At 64.7% G+C, this 22,113-nt stretch carries 22 protein-coding genes; 19 read left to right on the plus strand and 3 right to left on the minus strand.

Annotated features, from left to right (window positions below):
- Positions 1 to 230: 230 nt before the first annotated feature.
- Positions 231 to 389: a hypothetical protein gene (locus tag NFV80_RS03000; RefSeq protein ID WP_295328161.1), complete on the minus strand. Its 159-nt coding sequence runs from the start codon at positions 387 to 389 to the stop codon at positions 231 to 233.
- Between NFV80_RS03000 and NFV80_RS03005 the strand changes: the two genes are divergently transcribed.
- On the plus strand, positions 375 to 1,781 hold the full coding sequence (locus tag NFV80_RS03005) for an SUMF1/EgtB/PvdO family nonheme iron enzyme (protein WP_296757807.1): 1,407 nt from the start codon (positions 375 to 377) through the stop codon (positions 1,779 to 1,781). The two genes, NFV80_RS03000 and NFV80_RS03005, sit on opposite strands and share 15 nt — an antisense overlap.
- A 108-nt stretch (positions 1,782 to 1,889) precedes the next feature.
- On the opposite strand, the gene NFV80_RS03010 is transcribed toward NFV80_RS03005, so the two are convergent.
- Positions 1,890 to 2,603 carry a hypothetical protein gene (locus NFV80_RS03010; RefSeq protein ID WP_295328141.1) on the minus strand — a complete coding sequence of 238 codons (714 nt, stop codon included), beginning with the start codon at positions 2,601 to 2,603 and terminating at the stop codon, positions 1,890 to 1,892.
- A 163-nt stretch (positions 2,604 to 2,766) separates the two neighbouring features.
- Positions 2,767 to 2,931: a hypothetical protein gene (locus tag NFV80_RS03015; protein ID WP_296757809.1), complete on the minus strand. Its 165-nt coding sequence runs from the start codon at positions 2,929 to 2,931 to the stop codon at positions 2,767 to 2,769.
- Between the two features lie 72 nt (positions 2,932 to 3,003).
- On the opposite strand from NFV80_RS03015, the gene aroC reads away from it, so the two are divergent.
- The 18 genes from aroC (at position 3,004) to accD (ending at position 22,109) form a co-directional block, all read left to right on the plus strand.
- Positions 3,004 to 4,107 carry a chorismate synthase gene (aroC, locus tag NFV80_RS03020; RefSeq protein WP_295328137.1) on the plus strand — a complete coding sequence of 368 codons (1,104 nt, stop codon included), beginning with the start codon at positions 3,004 to 3,006 and terminating at the stop codon, positions 4,105 to 4,107.
- A gap of 79 nt (positions 4,108 to 4,186) precedes the next feature.
- Positions 4,187 to 4,438: a DUF465 domain-containing protein gene (locus NFV80_RS03025; protein WP_295328135.1), complete on the plus strand. Its 252-nt coding sequence runs from the start codon at positions 4,187 to 4,189 to the stop codon at positions 4,436 to 4,438.
- A 46-nt stretch (positions 4,439 to 4,484) separates the two neighbouring features.
- Positions 4,485 to 5,690, plus strand: coding sequence for an MFS transporter (locus NFV80_RS03030; RefSeq protein WP_295328133.1), 1,206 nt, complete (start codon positions 4,485 to 4,487; stop codon positions 5,688 to 5,690).
- The gene (locus NFV80_RS03035; RefSeq protein WP_296757813.1) at positions 5,687 to 6,517 is read left to right on the plus strand and encodes a M48 family metallopeptidase; all 831 of its coding nucleotides are present in this window, start codon (positions 5,687 to 5,689) and stop codon (positions 6,515 to 6,517) included. Before NFV80_RS03030 ends, NFV80_RS03035 begins: the two co-directional genes overlap by 4 nt.
- Before the next feature lie 272 nt (positions 6,518 to 6,789).
- Positions 6,790 to 8,259, plus strand: coding sequence for an AAA family ATPase (locus NFV80_RS03040; protein WP_295326622.1), 1,470 nt, complete (start codon positions 6,790 to 6,792; stop codon positions 8,257 to 8,259).
- Positions 8,260 to 8,814: 555 nt separating this feature from the next.
- A complete protein-coding gene (locus NFV80_RS03045; RefSeq protein ID WP_295326624.1) occupies positions 8,815 to 9,228 on the plus strand; it encodes a M48 family metalloprotease in 414 nt (137 codons plus the stop codon).
- Positions 9,229 to 9,328: 100 nt separating this feature from the next.
- The gene (gene leuC, locus NFV80_RS03050; protein WP_295326626.1) at positions 9,329 to 10,735 is read left to right on the plus strand and encodes a 3-isopropylmalate dehydratase large subunit; all 1,407 of its coding nucleotides are present in this window, start codon (positions 9,329 to 9,331) and stop codon (positions 10,733 to 10,735) included.
- Between the two features lie 16 nt (positions 10,736 to 10,751).
- Positions 10,752 to 10,874, plus strand: coding sequence for an entericidin A/B family lipoprotein (locus tag NFV80_RS03055; RefSeq protein ID WP_295326628.1), 123 nt, complete (start codon positions 10,752 to 10,754; stop codon positions 10,872 to 10,874).
- Between the two features lie 19 nt (positions 10,875 to 10,893).
- On the plus strand, positions 10,894 to 11,532 hold the full coding sequence (gene leuD / locus NFV80_RS03060) for a 3-isopropylmalate dehydratase small subunit (RefSeq protein WP_295326630.1): 639 nt from the start codon (positions 10,894 to 10,896) through the stop codon (positions 11,530 to 11,532).
- Positions 11,533 to 11,542: 10 nt separating this feature from the next.
- A complete protein-coding gene (gene leuB / locus NFV80_RS03065) occupies positions 11,543 to 12,631 on the plus strand; it encodes a 3-isopropylmalate dehydrogenase (protein ID WP_295326631.1) in 1,089 nt (362 codons plus the stop codon).
- Positions 12,628 to 13,758, plus strand: a complete 1,131-nt coding sequence (asd, locus tag NFV80_RS03070) for an aspartate-semialdehyde dehydrogenase (protein WP_295326633.1) — start codon at positions 12,628 to 12,630, stop codon at positions 13,756 to 13,758. The genes leuB and asd overlap by 4 nt, the downstream gene beginning before the upstream one ends.
- Positions 13,759 to 13,884: 126 nt before the next feature.
- Complete coding sequence (locus NFV80_RS03075) at positions 13,885 to 16,947, plus strand: FimV/HubP family polar landmark protein (RefSeq protein WP_295326634.1); 3,063 nt, start codon at positions 13,885 to 13,887, stop codon at positions 16,945 to 16,947.
- A gap of 73 nt (positions 16,948 to 17,020) precedes the next feature.
- Positions 17,021 to 17,617 (plus strand): CbiQ family ECF transporter T component, encoded by a 597-nt coding sequence (locus NFV80_RS03080; RefSeq protein WP_295326636.1) that lies wholly within the window; start codon positions 17,021 to 17,023, stop codon positions 17,615 to 17,617.
- A 3-nt stretch (positions 17,618 to 17,620) separates the two neighbouring features.
- The gene (gene truA / locus NFV80_RS03085; protein ID WP_295326638.1) at positions 17,621 to 18,415 is read left to right on the plus strand and encodes a tRNA pseudouridine(38-40) synthase TruA; all 795 of its coding nucleotides are present in this window, start codon (positions 17,621 to 17,623) and stop codon (positions 18,413 to 18,415) included.
- A gap of 10 nt (positions 18,416 to 18,425) precedes the next feature.
- Positions 18,426 to 19,043, plus strand: coding sequence for a phosphoribosylanthranilate isomerase (locus NFV80_RS03090; protein WP_295326640.1), 618 nt, complete (start codon positions 18,426 to 18,428; stop codon positions 19,041 to 19,043).
- A 164-nt stretch (positions 19,044 to 19,207) separates the two neighbouring features.
- The gene (gene trpB, locus NFV80_RS03095; protein WP_295326642.1) at positions 19,208 to 20,413 is read left to right on the plus strand and encodes a tryptophan synthase subunit beta; all 1,206 of its coding nucleotides are present in this window, start codon (positions 19,208 to 19,210) and stop codon (positions 20,411 to 20,413) included.
- Between the two features lie 2 nt (positions 20,414 to 20,415).
- Positions 20,416 to 21,249 (plus strand): tryptophan synthase subunit alpha, encoded by an 834-nt coding sequence (gene trpA / locus NFV80_RS03100; RefSeq protein WP_295326644.1) that lies wholly within the window; start codon positions 20,416 to 20,418, stop codon positions 21,247 to 21,249.
- Positions 21,237 to 22,109 (plus strand): acetyl-CoA carboxylase, carboxyltransferase subunit beta, encoded by an 873-nt coding sequence (gene accD / locus NFV80_RS03105; protein ID WP_295326646.1) that lies wholly within the window; start codon positions 21,237 to 21,239, stop codon positions 22,107 to 22,109. Before trpA ends, accD begins: the two co-directional genes overlap by 13 nt.
- Positions 22,110 to 22,113 lie beyond the last annotated feature (4 nt).

Consider the following 22,113-nt stretch of genomic DNA (forward strand, 5'->3'; position numbering starts at 1 on the left):
GCTGCTGCTCGCGCAGGAGGGCGACGCCCCGCTGCAGGGGCGCGCGGCGCTGTTCACCGCTTTCGTTCGCCAATGCCTGCGGCGCGAGATCGACACGCCGACCACCCGCTCTTTCGCCCCGGCTCGCTGCTCACCGCCCGCGATCACCAGCGCTGCCTGCAGCATGACTGGCGGCAGCCGACCGAATTGCCTGCGCGCGGCCCGTTGCTGCCGGCACTCGGCCGCCTCGCCTACGCCATGCAGGTACGGCGGGCGCCGGGGGAAAGCGCGCGCGCGTTCCGTACGACGACGCGCTCGATCTGCTCGGCGCACCGGCCGAGGACCTGCTGCACGCCGGTGTCGCGCTGCAGGTCGTCGAAGTCCAGTGGGACGACGTGCTCTACGTCCACCAGTTGCTGCAGGAATACTTCGCCGCGCGCGTCGTTGCCGCCGAAGCGCAGCCGGCGCTCGCCGCCAGCGCGTGGCGTGCCGACGAGATCGTGCCGCGCCTGGCCGAAACGCTCGCCACGCGCGCCGACTCCGACCCGCTCCCCGAGGCGCCGGCGACCGGCTGGGAGGAGACGTTCGTCCTCGCCAGCGCGATGGCCGCCGATCCGGAGAAGTTCGTCACCGACCTGATCGCCGTCAACCTGCCGCTCGCCGGGCGCTGCGCCGCGCAACCCGAAGTGCGCCTCTTGCCTTCGCTGCGCGAGCGCCTGCAGAAGGCGCTCGTCGAACGCAGCCGGGACCCGGCGGCCGACCTGCGCGCGCGCATCGCCGCCGCGCGCGCGCTTGGCCAGCTCGGCGATCCGCGCTTCGCGCGCCGGCGCGGGCCATTCGGCGACTACCTCCTGCCGCCGGTCGTCGAGATCGCGGGGGGCGACTACCGCATCGGTAGTGACGAAGGGCTGTATCAGGACGAGGCGCCGGTGCATGAGCTGAAGCTCGCGCCGTTCGCGGTCGGCCGCTTCCCGGTGACCAACGCCGAGCGGCAGCGCTTCGTCGCCGCCGGTGGCTACGCAGACGAGCGCTGGTGGCAGGGGGAAGCGGCGAAGCGCTGGCAGCGCGGCGAAGGGACCGACAAAGGGCCGAAGGAGCAGTGGCGACAGAACCGCCGCTTCGTATGCGCGAACCCCGGATTGGCGGCGACGCAGTTGCGCGAAGGCCGGATCAGCTCACGCCAGGCCGAATTCTGGGAAGAGATTCGGCGGATGTCCGAAGACGACTTCGAGCAGAAACTGCGCACCCGGTACGCAGGCGGTCGCCGGTCGGAGCCGGCGCTTTGGAATGACCCGGCGTTCAACGACGCGACCCAGCCGGTGGTCGGCGTCTGCTGGTACGAAGTGCGCGCGTACTGCGCGTGGCTCTCGGCACAGACTGGGCAGGACTGGCGGCTGCCGAGCGAAGCCGAGTGGGAAGCCGCCGCACGTGGCCGCGCAGGTCACCGCTACGCCTGGGGCGACGAATTCGACGCCGCGCGCTGCAACGTCTTCGAGACGCACGTGCGCCGGACGACCCCGGTCGGCGTCTTCCCCGGCGGCGACACTCCGGAAGGGCTGTCGGAAATCACCGGCAACGTCTGGGAATGGACGAGCAGCGCCTACGAAACGTATGCCTACCGAGCCGACCGACGGCGCGAAGACACAGATCGGGCGGATGCCCGGCGCGTGGTGCGTGGCGGCTCATGGAACAGCTACCGCGTCGTCGCGCGCGGCGCGTGCCGCGACGGCGGCGACCCTGGCGCCCGTAGCGACGACGTGGGTTTGCGGTTGGTGTGTGTCTCTCCCATCCTGAAACGCTGATCACCGTTACTCTGATTTCTGACGCCTCTGACTCACTGAAACTCTCCGTCGAGGAACAGTGCAAGGCCCGCCACGGCACCACGAACGCAATGGATCGGGTGAGCCGGGTCAGCGTTGCGAAGTGCTGTCGCTCGCCTGCGGCGGTGCGTGCAGGTTGCTGATCAGGATCTGCACGCTGACCAGCAGTACCCAGAGCGGAAAGACGACGACGATGCCTTCGACGTAACGGCTGCTGAGCAGCAGCAGGAGTGCCAGCGCGTAGCCGAGAAAGGCGTTGCGGCGGGCGATGAAGCCGGTACGCAGCGCCAGCGTCGAGGTGGCGATCATGAATACGGCAGCCATGCGGATGGCGTAGATGTTCATGATCTCGTAGGCGATGGCGCGCGCCAGCGTGAAGGAGGCGGTGCCGAGCAGGCGCTCGGGATGGGCCAGGAAGACGATGATGATGGCACCGATCATCGCTGCCGCGACGAACAGCATGGCCAGGAAGAGCAGCCCGCTGCCGAAAAAGACGGTCGCGAAGAAACGGTCCTCGCGCTCGCCCAGGCGGTCGCGCAGCACGCCGATGAACCAGAGAAAGGCGATCCCCGCGAACGGCACCAGATTGAGCGCCAGCGCGACGCGGCCGGCGTGGTGCTGCAGCCAGGCGCCGGCTTCGAGCGGATCGGCAGGCACCGACAGCCGGAGCAGGACGGCGCTGGCGATCAGCAGCAGGGAAAAGACGATGCCGGCGATCGCCGCAGCACGCGGCGCGCGCAGACGCGCGGAGATCGAGTCCGGGTGATCGCCGGCAGGGTCGGGCGGAGTCGGGTGGCTGCTCATCGCATGCTCGCTTCCTGTTCAGTCGGCGCCACCGGCCTGGGCACGCTTGCCGTTGCGCCAGCGCCTGCGCGCGGTCGTGCGCGCCGCAGGCAGAGGTCATGCGTCCGCGGTGTGCGCGCCAGGCGGGCAGTACCCGGTCCGCAGGCGCCACACCCGCGCGGAATCAACGCCCGCCTCTGCTGCCCCCCTTGTCCCAGCCGTAGCGGGCGGTGCGTTGCCAGCGGGCATCGGCGCGGCGCAGGTCGGCAGCCGGCGGGCTTGCCGCGGTGGCCTGCTGGCGAGTGGTCTTGAGCGATCGTCGAAGGGAACGGGAAGGCCTGGCGTTCATCGGTTTGCGCCGCGAGGGGGCGGCTGGCGCTGTGGTAGACTTTGCCGTCATTCTAGCGCGCAAGAGGCGGCCATGTCCGGCAACACCATCGGCACCCTGTTTGCCGTCACTTCGTTTGGCGAATCGCACGGACCGGCGATTGGCTGCGTGGTCGACGGCTGCCCGCCCGGACTGGCGCTTTGCGAGGCCGACATCCAGGCCGAACTGGATCGCCGCAAGCCGGGGACTTCGCGGCATGTGACGCAGCGGCGCGAGCCGGATGCGGTCGAGATTCTTTCCGGAGTTTTCGCCGGTCGGACGACCGGAACGCCGATCGCCTTGCTGATCCGCAACCAGGATCAGCGCAGCAAGGATTACGGGTCGCTGGCCGAAACCTTCCGCCCCGGACACGCCGATTACGTCTATACGCAGAAATACGGTTTCCGCGACCACCGCGGCGGCGGTCGTTCGTCGGCGCGCGAGACGGCGGTGCGGGTCGCGGCCGGTGCCATCGCGCGCAAGTGGCTGGCCGAACGTTACGGTGTGGCGATCCGCGGCTGGATGAGCCAGCTCGGTCCGATCGAGATTCCCTTCGTCGCCGCTGCCGAGATCGCGGGCAATCCCTTCTTTGCCCCGAACGCCGCCATCGTGCCGCAACTCGAGGAATACATGGATCAACTGCGCAAGTCGGGCGATTCGGTCGGGGCGAAGATCACGGTGACGGCGAGCGGCGTGCCGCCGGGCTGGGGCGAACCGGTCTATGGCCGGCTCGACGCCGAGATCGCCTACGCGATGATGGGAATCAACGCGGTCAAGGGAGTCGAAATCGGCGCCGGCTTCGCCAGTGTCACGCAGAAGGGCAGCGAGCACGGCGACGAAATGACGCCACAGGGCTTTCTCAGCAACCATGCCGGCGGCGTGCTTGGCGGCATCTCCAGCGGGCAGGACGTGGTCGTCCGTCTGGCGATCAAGCCGACTTCGAGCATTCGGCTGCCGCGCCGCTCGCTGACCGCAGGTGGCGAAGCGACGCTGGTCGAGACGCACGGCCGGCACGATCCCTGCGTCGGCATCCGGGCGACGCCGATTGCCGAGGCGATGCTGGCGCTGGTGCTGATCGATCAGGCCCTGCGCCATCGCGCGCAGTGCGCGGATGTGCTGTGCACGACGCCGATGATTCCCGGTCGCCCGACGGGGTGACGGGGGCTCGTGGCAATGGTTATAATCGCGCGATCCGGTGGCGCATGGGGCGGGCCGGGGTCAGCCAGAGGCGATGATCATGCAAGTTGAGCACCACGACCTTCACCACGAGTTCCCGGAGTACCTGGATCACATCCACGCACTGCAATCCTCGGACGAGCAGTTTGGCCACCTCTACAACCAGTACCATCAAGTGACGCGAGAGGTCGAGCGCCTCGAGGAAGAAGACGTGCCGGTCGACGATTTCACGATCGAGAACATGAAGAAGCAGCGCGTCTGGCTCAAGGATCAGATGTACCGCATGCTGGTCGCGCACAAGAACGGCGGCTGACCCCATCGCGACCGGTGGCGCCGGCTGCATCCGGTAGAATCGCCGGATGCACCCGCTGCCCTACTGGCGTCTCTCCGGCTACTACTTCTTCTATTTCGCGTTCATCGGCGCATTCTCGCCGTATTTCGGGCTGTACCTCCAGTCGCTGTCGTTTTCGGCTTGGGACATCGCTCTGCTGATGTCGCAAATGCAGCTGATGCGCCTGTTCGCCCCCTACCTGTGGGGGGCGTTCGCCGACCGTCTCGGGCAGCGGATGGTCATCGTCCGTCTGGCGGCGCTGCTCAGCCTGCTCGGCTTCGCGAGCTTTTTCCTGGTGCACGGCTTCGTCGCGGTGCTGCTCGCCATGGCGCTGCTGGCCTTTTTCTGGAGCGCCGCGCTGCCGCTGGTCGAGACGACGACCTTCGATCATCTGCGCGACCAGCCGGCGCGGTACAGCCGCATCCGGCTGTGGGGATCGATCGGTTTCATCATCGCCGTGATGGCCACCGGCGCCTGGCTCGATCGCGTGCCGCTGTCCGCTCTGCTGTGGGTGATCGTCGGCACGCTGCTCGGCATTCTGGCCTGCGCGCTGGCGGTTCCCGAGGCAAGGTCGCAGGCAGCGGCCGGCGAGCAGCTGCCGCTCGCGACGATCGTTCGTCAGCCGCGAGTGCGGGCGCTGTTCGCCGCCTGCTTCGCGATGTCGGCGGCGCACGGTGCGCTGTACGTCTTCTATTCGATCTATCTCGCCGATCATCACTACAGCAAGTTCCTGGTCGGCTCGCTGTGGTCGCTGGGAGTGGTCGCCGAGATCGTCGTCTTCTTCTACATGGGCGAGCTCATGCGCCGATTTGGTCTGCGCAGGCTGTTGCTGGCCAGTTTTTCCGCAGCGGTGGCGCGTTTCCTGATGATCGGCTGGGGAGTCGAGTGGCCGTGGCTAATCGTCGTCGCGCAGGTACTGCACGGGCTGACCTTCGGTGCCTACCACGCGGCAGCGATCGCCGCGGTCAACCGCTGGTTCACCGGCCGCAGTCAGGCGCGCGGACAGGCACTGTATTCGAGCCTGTCGTTTGGCGCCGGCGGCCTCGCCGGCAGTCTGCTGAGCGGCTGGACCTGGGACGCCTGGGGCGCGGCAGCGACCTATGCGATCAGTTCGGCCTTCGCGCTGCTCGGCCTGCTCCTCGTCGTGCGCTGGGTGAGCGACGAGGACGAAGTCGGCGGCCGGGGCTCGTGGCGGGTTGCAGAAGATCTGTCTGCTCCGGGAATTCGTCGATGAGGTGCCCGCAATCCTGGCTGCTGCTCTTCGCCATCGCGCTCGCCGCCGGTTGCGCCACGACCCGCACCACTGCACCCGGTGTGGTTGGCGTCAACCGGGAGCAAACCATGCTGGTCTCCTCGGGCGAGGTCGATCGCTCGGCGGCCAAGGCGTATCAGGAGACCCTGCGCGACGCGAAGGGCAGCAATCTGCTCAATCGCGATCCGCGCGAGGTCGAACGTGTGCGGCGCATCGCTGCGCGACTGATTCCGGCAACCGCCGCCTTCCGCAGCGATGCGCCGGGGTGGAACTGGGAGGTCAATGTCGTGACTTCGCGCGAGCTCAACGCCTGGTGCATGCCGGGTGGCAAGATCGCGGTTTACAGCGGGCTGATCGAGCAACTGCAGCTCACCGACGACGAACTCGCCGCAGTCATGGCGCACGAAATCGCGCACGCCTTGCGCGAACACGGGCGCGAGAAGGCGGGGCAGGCGGCCGGCGTCAACGCGGCCGCGGCCATCGGTGGCGCCTTGCTGGGCGCGTATTTCGGGATCGATTCGGGGATCGGCCGCAGCGTCCTCGGTGGCGTCGGCGAACTCGCCTTCATGCGTCCGAACTCGCGTGAAATGGAACAGGAAGCCGACCGCGTCGGCGTCGAGCTGGCGGCCCGCGCGGCGTATGACCCGCAGGCGGCGATCACGCTGTGGGAAAAGATGGAGCGGGCAGGAGGCGCACAAGCGCCACAGTGGCTATCGACGCATCCATCGCACGCATCGCGCCTCGCCGACCTGCGCGTGTACGCGGCGCGAGTGCAACCCCTGTACGCAGCCGCCCGCAAGTCCCGCTGACTCGCCGCAAGCAAGCGGCAGACAGCGGCGACGACGCTGTGACATAATCGGAACCCTCGAACCGGCCCACGCGGGCCCAGACTCGCCGGATTGACAAGCGATGCCGCAGACCCTGTCCGAAAGGCTTTGGCAGGGCCGCGTAGGCCATCAGGAAGCCGATGGCACCGGAGAGTTGGTGGCCAGTTCTCGTATTGGCACATTGAATGCAATCACGCGAGAACTGATCCCTCTTGCGCTATTCTTTAGGCCTCTTCCACACCTAGGAAACCAGCATGCTGCGTAGTGAGATCAGAGAATCAACAAAGCAGGAGCTTCTCAAGAAGGTTCGAGAACATGACTACGGTAAATATCTCCTAAAAGCTAGCATATTAAAAATAAGGGGATTCTCTGAAGAGGATATAACATTCGAATTTCCCGTTACCGCCTTGATTGGCCCTAACGGAGGTGGGAAGTCTTCTGTACTTGGCGTAGCAGGATGTGCATACAAAGACATAAAACCAGGCCTGTTCTTCCCAAAAAGCGCCGTTGGCGACGAGTCAATGTCTGGCTGGCGTATTGAATATGAGTTGATTGACAAAACACTAAATCCGAAGCAGCTGACCAAGCGCTCCTCCAACTTCCGACAAGCAAAGTGGGTAAGGGGCGACGTTGTTATCCGTGAAGTTTTGTTCTTTGGTATTGAACGAACTGTTCCCGCTGGAGAGAAGGCAAGATACAAACGACTCATGCGTTCAACATACGTTCACAAACCTCCGCTTGAAGCTATCGACTCAACAGTAGCGAAGCAGGTTGAACATATTCTCGGAAAGCCTGTCTCTAATTATCAGGTTACTGACTATGGGTCGGATGACAAATTTCTGGTAGGCAAGTCGGATGGAAATAAATTCTCGGAATTTCACTTTGGTGCTGGCGAATCTTCCATAATTCGCATGGTAACAAAGATTGAACAAGCACCACAAAATAGCCTGATTCTAATAGAGGAAATAGAGAACGGCTTACATCCAATCGCCACAAAGCGCATGGTCGAATACCTTATCGATGTTGCGTCGAGAAAGTCATTGCAAGCGATATTTACCACTCATAGCGATTACGCACTTTCCCCACTCCCCAATGAGGCCATATGGGCAAGCATAAGTGGGAAGTTGCGCCAAGGAAAATTATCGGTCGAGGCATTACGCGCCGTATCCGGACGAGTGGACAAAAAACTAGCGATCTTCGTAGAAGATGAATTCGCAAAGACCTGGGTTGACGCAATTCTACGCGAGAAACTTGGGGCATCATATGATCAGGTAGAAGTCCATGCAGTGCATGGGGATGGGAATGCTGTAAAAACGCACAATGGGCACCTCCTCAACCCGGCAATTAATTTCAAGTCACTTTGCGTAATTGATGGCGACTCAAAGCAAGATGATAAACCGGAAGACGGAATTTACCGCCTTCCTGGATCACAGCCGGAATTGACCGTTTTTGAATCAGTGAGGAATAATCTAGACGAAAATATTGCAATCCTTACGGTCTCCTGTCAAAGAGCACCGGATGCGCAAGCCCGTGTCAAAAATGTAATCGAGAGCATTTCAAGGACCAACAGAGACCCACATGTAATATTTAGTCAGGTTGGCATAGAAATTGGGTTCGTAGCCGAAGCCATTGTTCGAGGCGCTTTCTTGGCCCTATGGATTCGTGCCAACACTGATTTTTGTGATGTTTTTTCTAATGCTGTTCGCAAGAAAATTGGGGCCTAACGAATAAGGTTAGATCGTGCGAGCGACGCGAAGCCACGATCTGAAGCGTTTGTTGGACGAGCCCTGGGGAGCCCCGGGGAAGCCCAGGGGGACATAGAAAATATGTCTTTGGGAAATAGCCCGGCTGGGCGTTCTGGCAGGCTGCCGAGCAGGCGGCGGGGTCAGTCAGCAGGCGGCGGGGTCAGAGACGGCGGGGTCACCCATTAGCCGGCTCCGGTCAACAAGGCGAACAAATTTGTTCGCGCTGTAGGGGCGACATATTTTTCGTTGCCCGCACTCTTGGCATTCCCTCGACGATCGCGCGCAGGTTTTCGTTCTTGCGGTGTCGGAACCGGTCCGCACCAGTCACCCATCAGGATCAAGGCCTTCGTCCGGCGCGAGTCCGGATGACGCCCCTGGCCGCCATGGCGGCCCCAGAAAACCGTCGGTGCCCTACGCGTGTCCATGTCCTACGGCTCGCGCCGATGACAGATCTGTGGTTGCCCGAAGATGGGGTTTCGGGCACCAACCGCTGCGAACGGCGTCAGGTCTCGCGCGATCGCATTTAAGGTGCCAATGCGAGAACTGGCCTCGAATCACTACCCCAACCGCGAACTCGAGAAAGCGCGGCAGGCGGCCGGGGTCAGTGCTGCCGCGGCCATCGGTGGCGCCTTGCTGGGCGCGTATTTCGGGATCGATTCGGGGATCGGCCGCAGCGTCCTCGGTGGCGTCGGCGAACTCGCCTTCATGCGTCCGAACTCGCGTGAAATGGAACAGGAAGCCGACCGCGTCGGCGTCGAGCTGGCGGCCCGCGCGGCGTATGACCCGCAGGCGGCGATCACGCTGTGGGAAAAGATGGAGCGGGCAGGAGGCGCACAAGCGCCACAGTGGCTATCGACGCATCCATCGCACGCATCGCGCCTCGCCGACCTGCGCGTGTACGCGGCGCGAGTGCAACCCCTGTACGCAGCCGCCCGCAAGTCCCGCTGACTCGCCGCAAGCAAGCGGCAGACAGCGGCGACGACGCTGTGACATAATCGAAACCCTCGAACCGGCCCACACGGGCCCAGACTTGCCGGATTGACAAGCCATGCCGCAGACCCTCTACGAAAAGCTTTGGCAGGATCACGTAGTCCATCAGGAAGCCGATGGCACCGCGCTGATCTATATCGATCGCCACCTGGTGCACGAAGTGACCAGCCCGCAGGCATTCGAGGGACTCAAGCTGGCTGGTCGCAAGCCCTGGCGCGTTTCCTCGATCGTCGCCACCGCGGATCACAACACGCCCACCGATCACTGGGATCGCGGCATCGAGGATCCGGTGTCGCGCCTGCAGGTCGAGACGCTGGACGCCAATATTCGCGAAGTCGGCGCGCTCGCCTATTTCCCTTTCCGCGATCCGCGCCAGGGCATCGTGCATGTCGTCGGCCCGGAGAGTGGCGCCACGCTGCCGGGAATGACGGTCGTCTGTGGCGACTCGCATACCAGCACGCACGGCGCGTTTGCCTGCATGGCGCACGGCATCGGCACCTCCGAGGTCGAGCATGTGCTGGCGACGCAATGTCTGCTGCAGAAGCGCTCGAAAACCATGCTGGTGCGTGTCGAAGGCGTGCTCGGCAAGGGCGTGACGGCGAAGGACGTGGCGCTGGCGATCATCGGTCGTATCGGCACCGCGGGCGGCACCGGTTATGCCATCGAGTTCGGCGGCAGCGTGCTCCGCGCCCTGTCGATGGAGGGGCGCATGACGATCTGCAACATGGCGATCGAGGCCGGCGCGCGCCTCGGCCTGGTGGCGGTGGACGAGGTGACGATCGACTATCTGCGCGGCCGTCCGCTGGCGCCCAAGGGCCACCTCTGGGAGCAGGCAGTCGCCGCCTGGCGCCAGCTGCACAGCGACGCCGACGCCAGTTTCGATCGCGTCGTCGACATCTCTGGCGACGAAATCCGGCCGCAGGTGACCTGGGGCACGTCGCCCGAGATGGTCGTGCCGGTCGATTCCTGCGTTCCTGATCCGTCCAGCGAGCCGGACCCGGTGAAGCGCGAAGGGATGGAACGTGCGCTGCGCTACATGGGGCTGCGCGCGCGCCAGCCGATTCGGGAGATCCGGCTGGACAAGATTTTCATCGGCTCGTGCACCAACTCGCGCATCGAGGACCTGCGCGCGGCGGCCGCAGTCGTCCAGGGGCGCAAGGTCGCTGACGGTATCCGCCTGGCGCTGGTTGTTCCCGGTTCGGGCCTGGTCAAGCGGCAGGCAGAGGACGAAGGGCTGGATCGGGTCTTCCGCGCCGCCGGCTTCGAGTGGCGGGAGCCCGGCTGCTCGATGTGCCTGGCGATGAATGCCGATCGTCTACAGCCCGGCGAACGCTGCGCCTCGACCTCGAACCGCAATTTCGAGGGGCGGCAGGGCACCGGCGGACGCACACACCTGGTCAGCCCGGAGATGGCGGCGGCGGCGGCGATCGCCGGGCATTTCTGTGACGTCGACGAGTGGCAGTAGCTTGCGGAGAAGGAGCATGAGCAGACTGAATCTTCTGGTGATCGTTTCGATCCTGTCATTGACCGCCTGCAACACCGTGCAGGGTATCGGCAAGGACATCCAGAAAGGCGGTGAGGCGGTCGAAAGGGCGGCCAGGTAGGCAGGCGGAGAGGGCAATCATGGAAAAATTTGTGCGTCTGGATGGATTGGTGGCACCGCTCGATCGGGCCAATGTCGATACCGACGCGATCATTCCGAAGCAGTTCCTGAAGTCGATCAAGCGCTCCGGTTTCGGCCCCAACCTGTTCGACGAATGGCGCTATCTGGACGTCGGCGAACCCGGCCAGGACGTTTCGCAGCGGCCGCTCAATCCGGACTTCGTCCTCAATCAGGAGCGCTATCGTGGCGCGCAGATTCTGCTGACGCGCAAGAACTTCGGTTGCGGCAGTTCGCGCGAGCATGCACCCTGGGCCCTGCTCGACTTCGGCTTTCGGGCGGTGATTGCCGAGAGCTTTGCCGACATTTTCTTCAACAATTGCTTCAAGAACGGCATCCTGCCGATCGTGCTGTCAGCCGGCGAAATCGATCGCCTGTTCTGGCTCGTCGAGGCGACTCCCGGTTGCCGCCTGATCGTCGACCTCGAACGGCAACGGGTGATTCGCACGGATGGCGAGACACTGCCGTTCGTCGTCGATGCTTTCCGGCGGGAGTGTCTGCTCAACGGCTGGGACGACATCGGTCTCACCCTGCGCCACGCCGACCTGATCCGGGCATTCGAGGACAGGCGTCGCAGCGAGCAACCCTGGCTGTTCGCGTGAGGGATTGGAAATGAAGATCTGCATTCTCCCGGGAGACGGGATCGGTCCGGAGATCGTCGCCGAAGCGGTGCGCGTGCTGCGCGTGCTGCGCGCGCTGCAGCTCGACTGCGAACTGGAGGAGGGGCTGCTCGGTGGTTGCGCAGTGGATGCCACCGGCGAGCCCTATCCGGAAGCCACACAAAGACTCGCGCAGCAAGCAGACGCCGTGCTTCTCGGGGCGGTCGGTGGCCCGCAATGGGACAGTCTGCCACGGGCGCAGCGCCCGGAGCGGGGGCTGCTGGGAATTCGCCAGCAGCTTGGACTGTTCGCGAATCTGCGTCCGGCGATCCTCTATCCGGAGCTGGCCGGCGCTTCGACGCTGAAGCCGGAGGTGGTGGCCGGTCTCGACATGCTGATCGTCCGCGAACTGACCGGCGACATCTACTTCGGCCAGCCGCGGGGAATCGAGACGCGGGTGGTCGACGGCCGGCCGCAGCGCTTCGCTTTCAACACCATGCATTACAGCGAAGACGAGATTCGCCGCATCCTGCGGGTCGCTTTCGCCGCCGCACGCAAGCGTCGCCGGAAGCTGTGCTCGGTAGACAAGATGAACGTGCTCGAGACCACCCAACTGTGGCGCGACGTGGCGAACGAGACGGCGGCCGAGTATCCCGACGTCGAACTCAGTCACCTGCTCGTGGATAATGCAGCGATGCAGCTGGTGCGCAATCCGTCACAGTTCGACGTGCTGGTGACCGGTAACATGTTCGGCGACATTCTGTCCGACGAAGCGGCGATGCTGACCGGATCGATCGGCATGCTGCCGTCGGCTTCGCTCGACGCGAACAACAAGGGCCTTTACGAGCCCTGTCACGGTTCCGCTCCGGACATTGCCGGTCGCGGTGTGGCCAACCCGCTGGCGACGATCCTCTCGGCGGCGATGATGTTACGCTACACCTTTGCGCAGGAGGACGCCGCCCGGCGCATCGAAGACGCGGTGAGGAAGGTGTTGGCAGATGGCTATCGAACGGCCGACATCTACCAGCCGGGAACGCGGAAAGTGGGAACGCGGGCGATGGGTGATGCGGTGCTGGCGGCACTTACGGGAGTGAAGGAATGATGAGGCTTGGTCTGGTTGGCTGGCGTGGCATGGTCGGCTCGGTGCTGCTGCAGCGGATGCTCGAGGAGGGCGATTTCGCGTACGTCGAACCGCACTGCTTCTCGACTTCGGCGGTCGGCGGCAAGGCTCCGCAACTGGCGGGCAAGGACGTGGGAATGCTGCAGGACGCTCGGTCGATCGAGGCGCTCCGTGCCATGGATGTGATCATTACCTGCCAGGGCGGGGATTACACCAAGGAAGTCTTCCCCCGGCTGCGTGCCGCCGGTTGGCAGGGGCACTGGATCGACGCCGCTTCGACGCTGCGCATGCACGACGAAGCGGTGATCATTCTCGATCCGGTCAATCACGACGTGATCAGGAACGCGCTCGCGCGGGGTGGTCGCAACTGGATCGGCGGCAACTGTACGGTTTCGTTGATGTTGATGGCTCTCGGCGGTCTCTTTCGTCATGACCTCGTGGAATGGGTCAGCGCCATGACCTATCAGGCAGCCTCCGGCGCCGGCGCACAGAACATGCGGGAATTGCTGCAGCAAATGGGTGCGCTGCACGATGCGGTGAAGGCCGAGCTTGCTGACCCCGCTTCGGCGATCCTCGACATCGATCGCAAGGTGGCCGAGACGATGCGTTCGCCGGCGTTTCCGACGAGCAACTTTCGCCAGACGGCGCTGGCGGGAAGCCTGATTCCGTGGATCGACGTGCCGGTCGACAACGGTCAGTCGAAGGAGGAGTGGAAGGGCGGCGCCGAGTGCAACAAGATCCTCGGACGTCCGGCATTTCGAACTCCGGGCAGCGTTCCCGTCGACGGCCTGTGCGTGCGCATCGGGGCGATGCGTTGCCATGCCCAGGGACTGACGATCAAGCTGCGGCGTGACGTGCCTCTCGCCGATCTGGTCGACCTCATCGGCGGGGCCAGTGCGTGGGTGAAAGTCGTGCCCAACGAACGCGAGCTCACCGAGCGCGAACTGACTCCAGCGGCGGTGAGCGGAACCCTGTCGGTGCCGGTCGGCCGCCTGCACAAGCTGGCAATGGGACCGGAATATCTCGCCGCCTTCACGGTCGGCGATCAACTGCTGTGGGGAGCCGCCGAACCGCTTCGCCGCATGCTCCGGATTCTGCTGGACGCCTGAGCGGGCGAGGGAAAAGGGTGGCAGCGACTGCTGGCACCGCTCGGACCGCGAAGGCACGTTCGGCTTGCGTGGCTAAGTTCATGATGTTATTTTAATAATTCCGATTTGGACGCTCAGGGTTGCGCCGTGGCCAAGAAACGACATCACACAGCAGGCAGTCTCCGACCAAGGACCTCGGCGTGGGCAGTTGCCTCAGCGCTGGCGCTGGCCGCCGTACCCCTGACCGGAGGGGCGGCAGGGCTGGGCAAGGTCACTGTCTATTCGGCCCTCGGTCAGCCTTTGCGCGCCGAACTCGAGGTCTTTGCAAGCCGAGAAGAACTCGCCGGAATGCGTGCGCAAGTCGCTTCCCCGGATACGTTCAGGCAGGCGGGCGTGGAGTTCTCGCCGACGCTGTCGGGGATCACGCTGACCGTCGACAAGCGCGCAAATGGCCAGTCGATCATCCGCCTGACTTCGGCGAAGCCGATCAACGATCCTTTCGTCGATCTTCTGCTGGAGCTCAATTGGCCCACCGGACGCCTGGTTCGCGAATACACCTTTCTGCTCGATCCTCCCGACTTTGCCGCCAGGAGTGGCGCGGCGGCAGCGCCCGTCATTACCCCGCCGCTGGTCGCCAGGCCGGCCGTCGAAGCGCGGGTGGCAGAGGCGAAGCCGGCGAGAGTGTACCGACCGCGGGGCGGCGAGGCAGAACGCCGGCCAGCAGACGGGGCCGCCACCTACGAGGTGAAACGGGGCGATACGCTGGGCAGCATCGCCAAGGAGCTGCGGCCGGAGGGCGTGTCCCTCGACCAGATGCTGCTGGCGCTCTTCCGGGCCAACCAGGACGCTTTTGACCAGGGCAACATCAACCGTCTGAAGGCCGGCAAGATTCTTTCGGTTCCCGATCGGGCAAGCGTCGAGGCGGTCCCGCGCGAAGAGGCGAGGTCCGCGATCGTCGCGCAGTCGACGAACTGGGGTGCCTATCGGCAGAAGCTGGCGACGGTGGCGGCCGACAGCCCAGCGCGCGACGAGGCGGCGAAGCAGCAGGTCGCCGGCAGGATCACCACCCGAGTGGAAGACAAGGCCAGTCCGCCGGTCGAACCTCGGGATCAACTCAAGGTGTCGAAAACCGAGCTTCCCGGCGCCAAACCGCAGCCCTCGGCGGCGAAACGCAGCGACGAGGATCTGATTGCGAAGGAAAAGGCGCTCAAGGATGCCAATGAGCGTCTGGCGAGCCTCGAGCGCAACGTTGCCGAACTGCAACGGCTGGTCGAGCTGAAGAGCCAGAATCTGGCCGAGCTGGAGCGACAGGCGGCCGCCAGGAATGCGCCCGCAGGCGACGCGAGGAAGCCGGCGGAAGCACCGCCGCCGCCCCCGGCCGCTGTGCCCGCGCCGGCACCGGTCAGACCCGAGCCGCCACCGCCCGCGGCCGTGCCAGCACCTGCCGGCAAAGCGTCCGAGCTGCCGGCGGAGGCGAAACCGGCGGAAGCGGTTGCCCGGCCGGAGACCAGGCCGGAAGAACCCAGGGTCGAGGCGAAGGCGGAAGCGCCGGCAGCGGCGGTCGAAGCGCCCAAGCCGGTTGAGCCTGCCAAGCCGGCAGACATGCCGAAAGCCAGGGCGGTGATGCCGCCGCCACCCGAAGAGCCCGGTTTCTTCGAGGAGTTGCTGGGCAGCACGGGCTTCCTGGCGGGCAGCGCGGGTATCGCCGCACTGCTCGGCGCCTACTGGTTTGCCAAACGCCGTCGCGAGAGCGACGGCGAACTGCCGCTGGATGATGCCAGGACGTTGGCGCCAACGCACGACAGCATCGCCGCGAAGTCGGTATTCCGCAGCACGGGCGGCCAGAGTGTGGATACGACGAATTCGATGCCGCATACCGATTTCAGCCAGGCCGGTCCGGGCAGCATCGATACCGACGAAGTGGACCCGGTGGCGGAAGCCGATGTGTACATGGCCTATGGTCGTGACGCGCAAGCCGAGGAGATCCTGCTCGAGGCCAAGCTGAAGGATCCCAGGCGGCATGCCATTCACCTCAAGCTGCTGGAGATTTACGCCAGTCGCAAGGATGCCAAACCCTTTGGCCTGCTGGCGACGGAACTGTTCAATTCCACCGGCGGCGTCGGCGCCGACTGGGAAAAGGCGGTGGCCATGGGTCGGCAATTCGATCCCGGCAACCCGCTCTTTGCTTCGGCCAAGAGGGACGAAGCCGTAACCGAAGCGCCCGTCGCACGGGCCGAGGAAACTCCGGAACCGACCGCCGATACGGTCACCCGGCCGGAACAGGTTCTCCAGATGGCGAGCGCAGCGGCAGTTGCGGCCGGGCGTCCGGAAGAAACCGCTGCCCGCGCTGCGCTGGCAGAGGCACGACCGGTGCCGGCGGATGTGGCGGATCTCGATTTCGATCTCGGTGCCAGCCAGCCGGCTCCGGCGCCTGCGGCCGCTGCCAACGATGGCTATCTGGAGACGACGCTCGCCTTTTCCAATGCGACCGCCGGCGACGCGCTGGATTTCGATCTGGCGGCTTCGCTGCCGTATTCCTCCTTGCCGGCGGAAGCAGATCATCGGGAAGACGTGCAACTGGTCGACGACGCCAGCTCGCTGGAAGAGACCGTGCTGGTCGCGTCGGCACCAAAACCGGAGACGGCGAAGGCCGCGAGCGATGGTCTCGACTTCGCGTTCGACCTGAGCCCCGAATCACCCGGCGAGCCGGCTTGGGAAGAGCGGACGTTGACCCAGGGCAGCGCCACGGACGACGAGGCTGTCTTGCCACAGGCGCTGGAGTTCGACCTCGCGCTCGATGAATCACCGACCGCCGGCAAGGAGGCAGCCCGCCCGACGTTCGACATGTCTTCGATCAATCTGGATTTGGCGAGCACGGATGTCCAGGTCGGCACTGCCACGGTGATTCCGGGAGAGCCGCTGGAGTTCTCGTTCGACGAGGACCAGGAGGATACCCTGGTCAACGCCGATTTCTCGATGGAGAAGACGGATGCCGGAGCGGAGAACTCGTTCGGCGTATTGACCGACGTCACCGTCGGTCCCGAGATCAGCTCCAGCGAAGAAGTGGCGACCAAGATCGACCTGGCCAAGGCCTACCAGGAAATGGGCGATATCGAGGGGGCGCGCGAACTGCTGCAGGAAGTGGTCAATGAAGGGGATGCGGTGCAGCGGGAAACGGCTCTCGCCCTGCTGAGCGGCCTGCGCGAGTAATTCGGTGCAGGCGCACCGTGGCCCTGCCGGCCGCGGCGTCTCGCTCGGTCGCCGAGAAGGTTCCGGGATTGCCGTGCATCCAAGCACCTGCCTGATCGTCTGGCTGTTGCTGCTGGTGTTCATTCAGGGTCTGGAAGGTGTCCCGCTGATGGTCGCCCTCCTTGCCCTGCCAGTTCTCGGACGTCCGGCCTTGCGACATTTTGGGCAGCTTACCTGGCGCGCGCGCTGGCTCCTGCTGTCACTGTTCGTGATTCTTGCCTGGGGGGCGGCTGGTGATCCCGTATGGGACGGACCCATGGCAGCAACGCGAGAGGGTCTGATCGACGCATCGACGCATGTCGGACGTCTGCTGCTGGTGTTGATGGCAGTCGCGGTGTTGCGCCAGCGCATGTCACAAGCGGACCTGCTGACCGGCCTGCACCAACTTCTCGAGCCGCTGCGGCGTTGCCGGCTCGACGCTGATCGCGGCCTGGTGCGGCTGTTGCTGGTCCTGCGCTACCTGGAGACGATGCCGCGGCCACGCGACTGGCGTCGCCTGCTCGATCTCCCGGCCAGTGACGGGGGCGAGTGGATCGAACTGGCCGACCGCCACATGCGCACGCGTGATTACCTGGCGATCGCCCTGCTCGTCGTCGGCATCGTCGCGCTATTCTGCTTCCGGCAGGACTGAAGCATGCGCATTGCCCTCGCCGTCGAGTACGATGGGAGCTGCTTTCGCGGCTGGCAGAAGCAACCGGGCGGCGGTACCGTCCAGGACGCACTGCAGGACGCCTTGCAGCAGTTCGCCACGCTGCCGGTCAACGTCGTTTGTGCCGGACGTACCGATGCCGGCGTCCATGCCACGGGGCAGGTGGTGCATTTCGATACGCCGCTCGATCGCGCGATGCATGCCTGGGTGCGTGCCGCCAACACCTTCCTGCCACCGGCAGTGGCGGTACGCTGGGCGCAACTGGTCAGCGACGATTTTCATGCGCGCTCTTCGGCGCACTCCCGGCATTACCGCTATCTGCTGCTCAATCGGCCGCACCGGACCGGTGTCTGGCAGGGCAGGGTCGGCTGGCATCATCATCCGCTTGATCTCGGCAGGATGCAGGCAGCGGCGCAGCTCTTGCTCGGCGAGCGCGATTTCTCCGCCTTCCGGGCAGCCGAATGCCAGGCCAACTCGCCGGTCAAGATCATGCGGCGTGCCGAGATTCGGCGTTTCGGCGACCTGCTGGTCTTCGACTTCGAGGCTTCGGCCTTCCTTCACCACATGGTGCGCAATCTGGTCGGCAGCCTGGTCTTCGTGGGTCAGGGCAAACGCCCGCCGGAGTGGATCGGAGAACTGCTGGCGGCCGCAGACCGCCGCCTGGCTGCGCCAACCTTCGTCGCGGCCGGTCTTTATCTGGTGGCTGTTGGCTATTCGCCGCGCTGGGGGCTGCCGGCTGTCGGCGACCCCTTGTTCTTTCCCGGGATTCCCGGACTCTGAGGAGTTGCCGATGCCTCCCCGTATCAAGATTTGCGGGCTGACCCGTGTCGAGGACCTGGAACTCGCCGTGCAGGCCGGCGCCGATGCACTTGGCCTCGTCTTCTACCCGCCGAGTCCGCGCTGCGTCGACCTGCCGACTGCGACGTGCCTGGCGCGCGCCGCGCCACCCCTGGTCAGCGTCGTCGGACTGTTCGTCAACGCCGCTCCGGCGGTGGTGCGCGCTACCCTGGCGGCAGTGCCGATCCATCTGCTGCAGTTCCACGGCGACGAGGACGAGGCGTACTGCCGACAGTTCGATCGACCCTACATCAAGGCCGCCCGCGTTCGGCCGGGCATCGATTTGGTACAATACGCGGCTGCGTTCCCTTCGGCGCAGGCCATCCTGCTCGACGCCTTCGTCGACGGCTACGGCGGCGGTGGCAAGGTTTTCGACTGGTCGCTGGTACCTCGGGCGCTGGCCAAGGGGATGATTCTCTCCGGTGGTCTCGATGCCGACAACGTCGGCGAAGCCGTACGTCGCCTGCGACCGGCCGCGGTCGACGTCTCTTCCGGGGTCGAGGCGAGCAAGGGCATCAAGGATGCCGGCAAGATGCGTGCTTTCGTGGCGGCAGTGCGCGCGGCCGGTTAATCCACGCAGCGAGCGAAAGAGGTGGATGGCTGATGCGTAGGAAATGCGGTGGTCGAACGCGCGCCTGTTGGCGACGGCACGCGGCCAAACATACGTGATGTGGCAACGGTTGCTGCGGACGCGGCGCGAGCATTTTGTCCCAACCGCTTGCAAGGAGAGTGTGGATGGCCGAGCATGATTATGATTTACCCGACGCCAAGGGCCATTTTGGTCCCTACGGAGGCGTCTTCGTCGCGGAGACCCTGATCGCGGCACTCGATGAACTCAGGGCGGGATACGCTGCCGCGCAGCGCGATCCGCAGTTCATCGCCGAATTTGCCTACGAACTCAAACATTACGTCGGTCGGCCGAGCCCGATCTATCACGCCAGACATTGGTCGGAACTTCTCGGTGGTGCGCAGATCTACCTGAAACGCGAGGATCTCAACCACACCGGTGCGCACAAGATCAACAACTGCATCGGACAGGCACTGCTGGCGCGGCGCATGGGTAAGCCACGGGTGATCGCCGAAACCGGCGCCGGTCAGCATGGCGTGGCGACGGCTACCGTGGCCGCGCGCTACGGGATGCGCTGTGTCGTATACATGGGTGCAGAAGACATGCGCCGGCAGGCGGCCAACGTCTACCGCATGAAGTTGCTCGGAGCCACCGTGGTGGCGGTGGAAAGCGGTTCGCGGACGCTCAAGGACGCCTTGAACGAGGCGATGCGCGACTGGGTGACGAATGTTTCGGACACCTTTTATATCATCGGCACGGTGGCGGGTCCGCACCCCTATCCGATGATGGTACGCGACTTTCAATCGGTCATCGGTCGCGAGTCGATCGATCAGATGCAGGAGCAGTGCGGGCGTCAGCCAGACGCCGTGATTGCCTGCGTGGGCGGTGGCTCCAATGCAATGGGGATTTTCCATCCCTACATCCCGCTTGCCGGAGTGCGCCTGATTGGCGTCGAGGCGGCCGGTGACGGGATTGCCAGCGGACGCCATGCGGCCTCCCTGACGGCGGGTCGCCCCGGCGTACTGCACGGCAACCGGACCTATCTGCTGCAGGACGAGAACGGTCAGATCACCGAAACCCACTCGATTTCCGCCGGTCTCGATTATCCGGGCGTCGGCCCCGAGCATGCCTGGCTCAAGGACAGTGGTCGGGCGGAGTATGTCAGCATCAGCGATGGCGAGGCCTTGCAGGCGTTCCACGACCTCTGCCGTTTCGAGGGGATCATTCCGGCGCTCGAGTCGAGCCATGCCCTGGCGTACGCCAGCAGGTTGGCGCCGACCCTGGCGAAAGACACCATCCTGCTGGTCAACCTCTCCGGGCGCGGTGACAAGGACATGCACACCGTTGCCGAAAGATCAGGGATCCACTTCTGACCATGACGAAAATCAAGGCTGTATTTGAACGGCTGCAGGGGCAAGGGCGCAAGGCGCTGATTCCGTTCATCACCGCCGGTGATCCCGATCCGGCACTGACCGTCCCGCTGTTGCACGCGCTGGTCAAGGCCGGTGCCGACATCGTTGAATTGGGCGTGCCGTTCTCCGATCCGATGGCCGACGGACCGACCATCCAGCGGGCGTCGGAGCGGGCGTTGGCGAAGGGGGTGAGCCTGCGGCAGGTGCTCGCGCTGGTCACCGAGTTTCGGGGCGACGACCAGGAGACCCCGATCGTCCTCATGGGTTATGCCAATCCGATCGAGGCAATGGGGGTCGAGGCGTTTTCCCGGGCGGCGGCAGCGGCTGGTGTGGACGGTGTCCTGGTGGTCGACTATCCGCCCGAGGAAGGAAGCGAATTTGCCGAGATCCTGCACCGCCACGGACTCGATCCGATCTTCCTGCTCGCACCGACCTCGAGCGAGGCACGCATCGCGCAGGTGGGCGCGCTGGCCAGTGGTTACATCTACTACGTGTCGCTCAAGGGGGTTACCGGATCTGCGTCGCTCGACGTTGCTGCCGTGGCCGAGCGGATTCCCGAGATCAGGGCGCGTACCGGCGTTCCGGTGGGCGTTGGCTTCGGCATCCGTGACGCGGCGACGGCGGCTGCGGTGGCAGCGGTTGCCGATGCCGTGGTGGTTGGCAGCCGGATCATCGAGGAGATCGAGCGCGCGCTTCCCGAACAGGCCTGCGCGCAGGTTTTCGCACTGGTCGCGGAGCTTCGCAGCGGGATCGATGCGGCCGTCGTTGCCGCGGGGAGAAAGACATGGGCTGGCTGAACAGGCTGTTGCCACCAAAGATCAAGCGCAATGACGATGGTGCCGCGCGTCGCTCATCGCTGCCCGGGGGGCTTTGGAGCAAGTGCCCGGCTTGCGATACGGTGCTCTATGCGACCGATCTCGCGAACAACTGCAACGTCTGTCCAAAGTGTGGTCATCACAAGCGCCTCGAATCGCGGGCGCGCATCGATCTGCTGCTCGATGCCGAAGGCCGCACCGAGATAGCCGCCGAGGTGCTGCCCGTAGATAGCCTCTCCTTCAAGGACAGCCGGCGTTATCCGGATCGTCTGCAGGAGGCCGCCCGGTCCACCGGCGAGACCGACGCACTGGTCGTCATGCGTGGTTCGATCCATTCGCTGCCCGTGGTGCTCGCCGTTTTCGAGTTCGAATTCATGGGCGGGTCGATGGGGTCGGTGCTCGGTGAACGCTTCGTGCGTGGGGTGCAAGCGGCAATCGAGAACGCGCTGCCGTTCGTCTGTGTTACCGCTTCGGGTGGGGCGCGCATGCAGGAAGGCCTCTTTTCCCTGATGCAGATGGCCAAGACGACGGCCGTCCTGACCTGCCTTTCGGAGGCCAGGCTGCCGTTCATCTCGATCCTCACCGATCCGACGATGGGTGGCGTTTCCGCCTCGTTCGCCTTCATCGGTGACGTCGTGATTGCGGAGCCGGGTGCCTTGATCGGTTTTGCCGGACCGCGCGTCATCGAACAGACGGTCCGCGAGACCTTGCCGCAAGGGTTTCAGCGCTCCGAATTCCTGCTCGAGAAAGGAGCGATCGACATGATCGTCGACCGCCGGGAAATGAAGAAGCGCTTGACTGGCCTGCTCGCTCTGCTGCAGAAGCGGTCCGCATTGCCGTGAGCGG

This window comes from Accumulibacter sp. (assembly GCF_023806565.1).
Classification (GTDB): Bacteria; Pseudomonadota; Gammaproteobacteria; order Burkholderiales; family Rhodocyclaceae; genus Accumulibacter.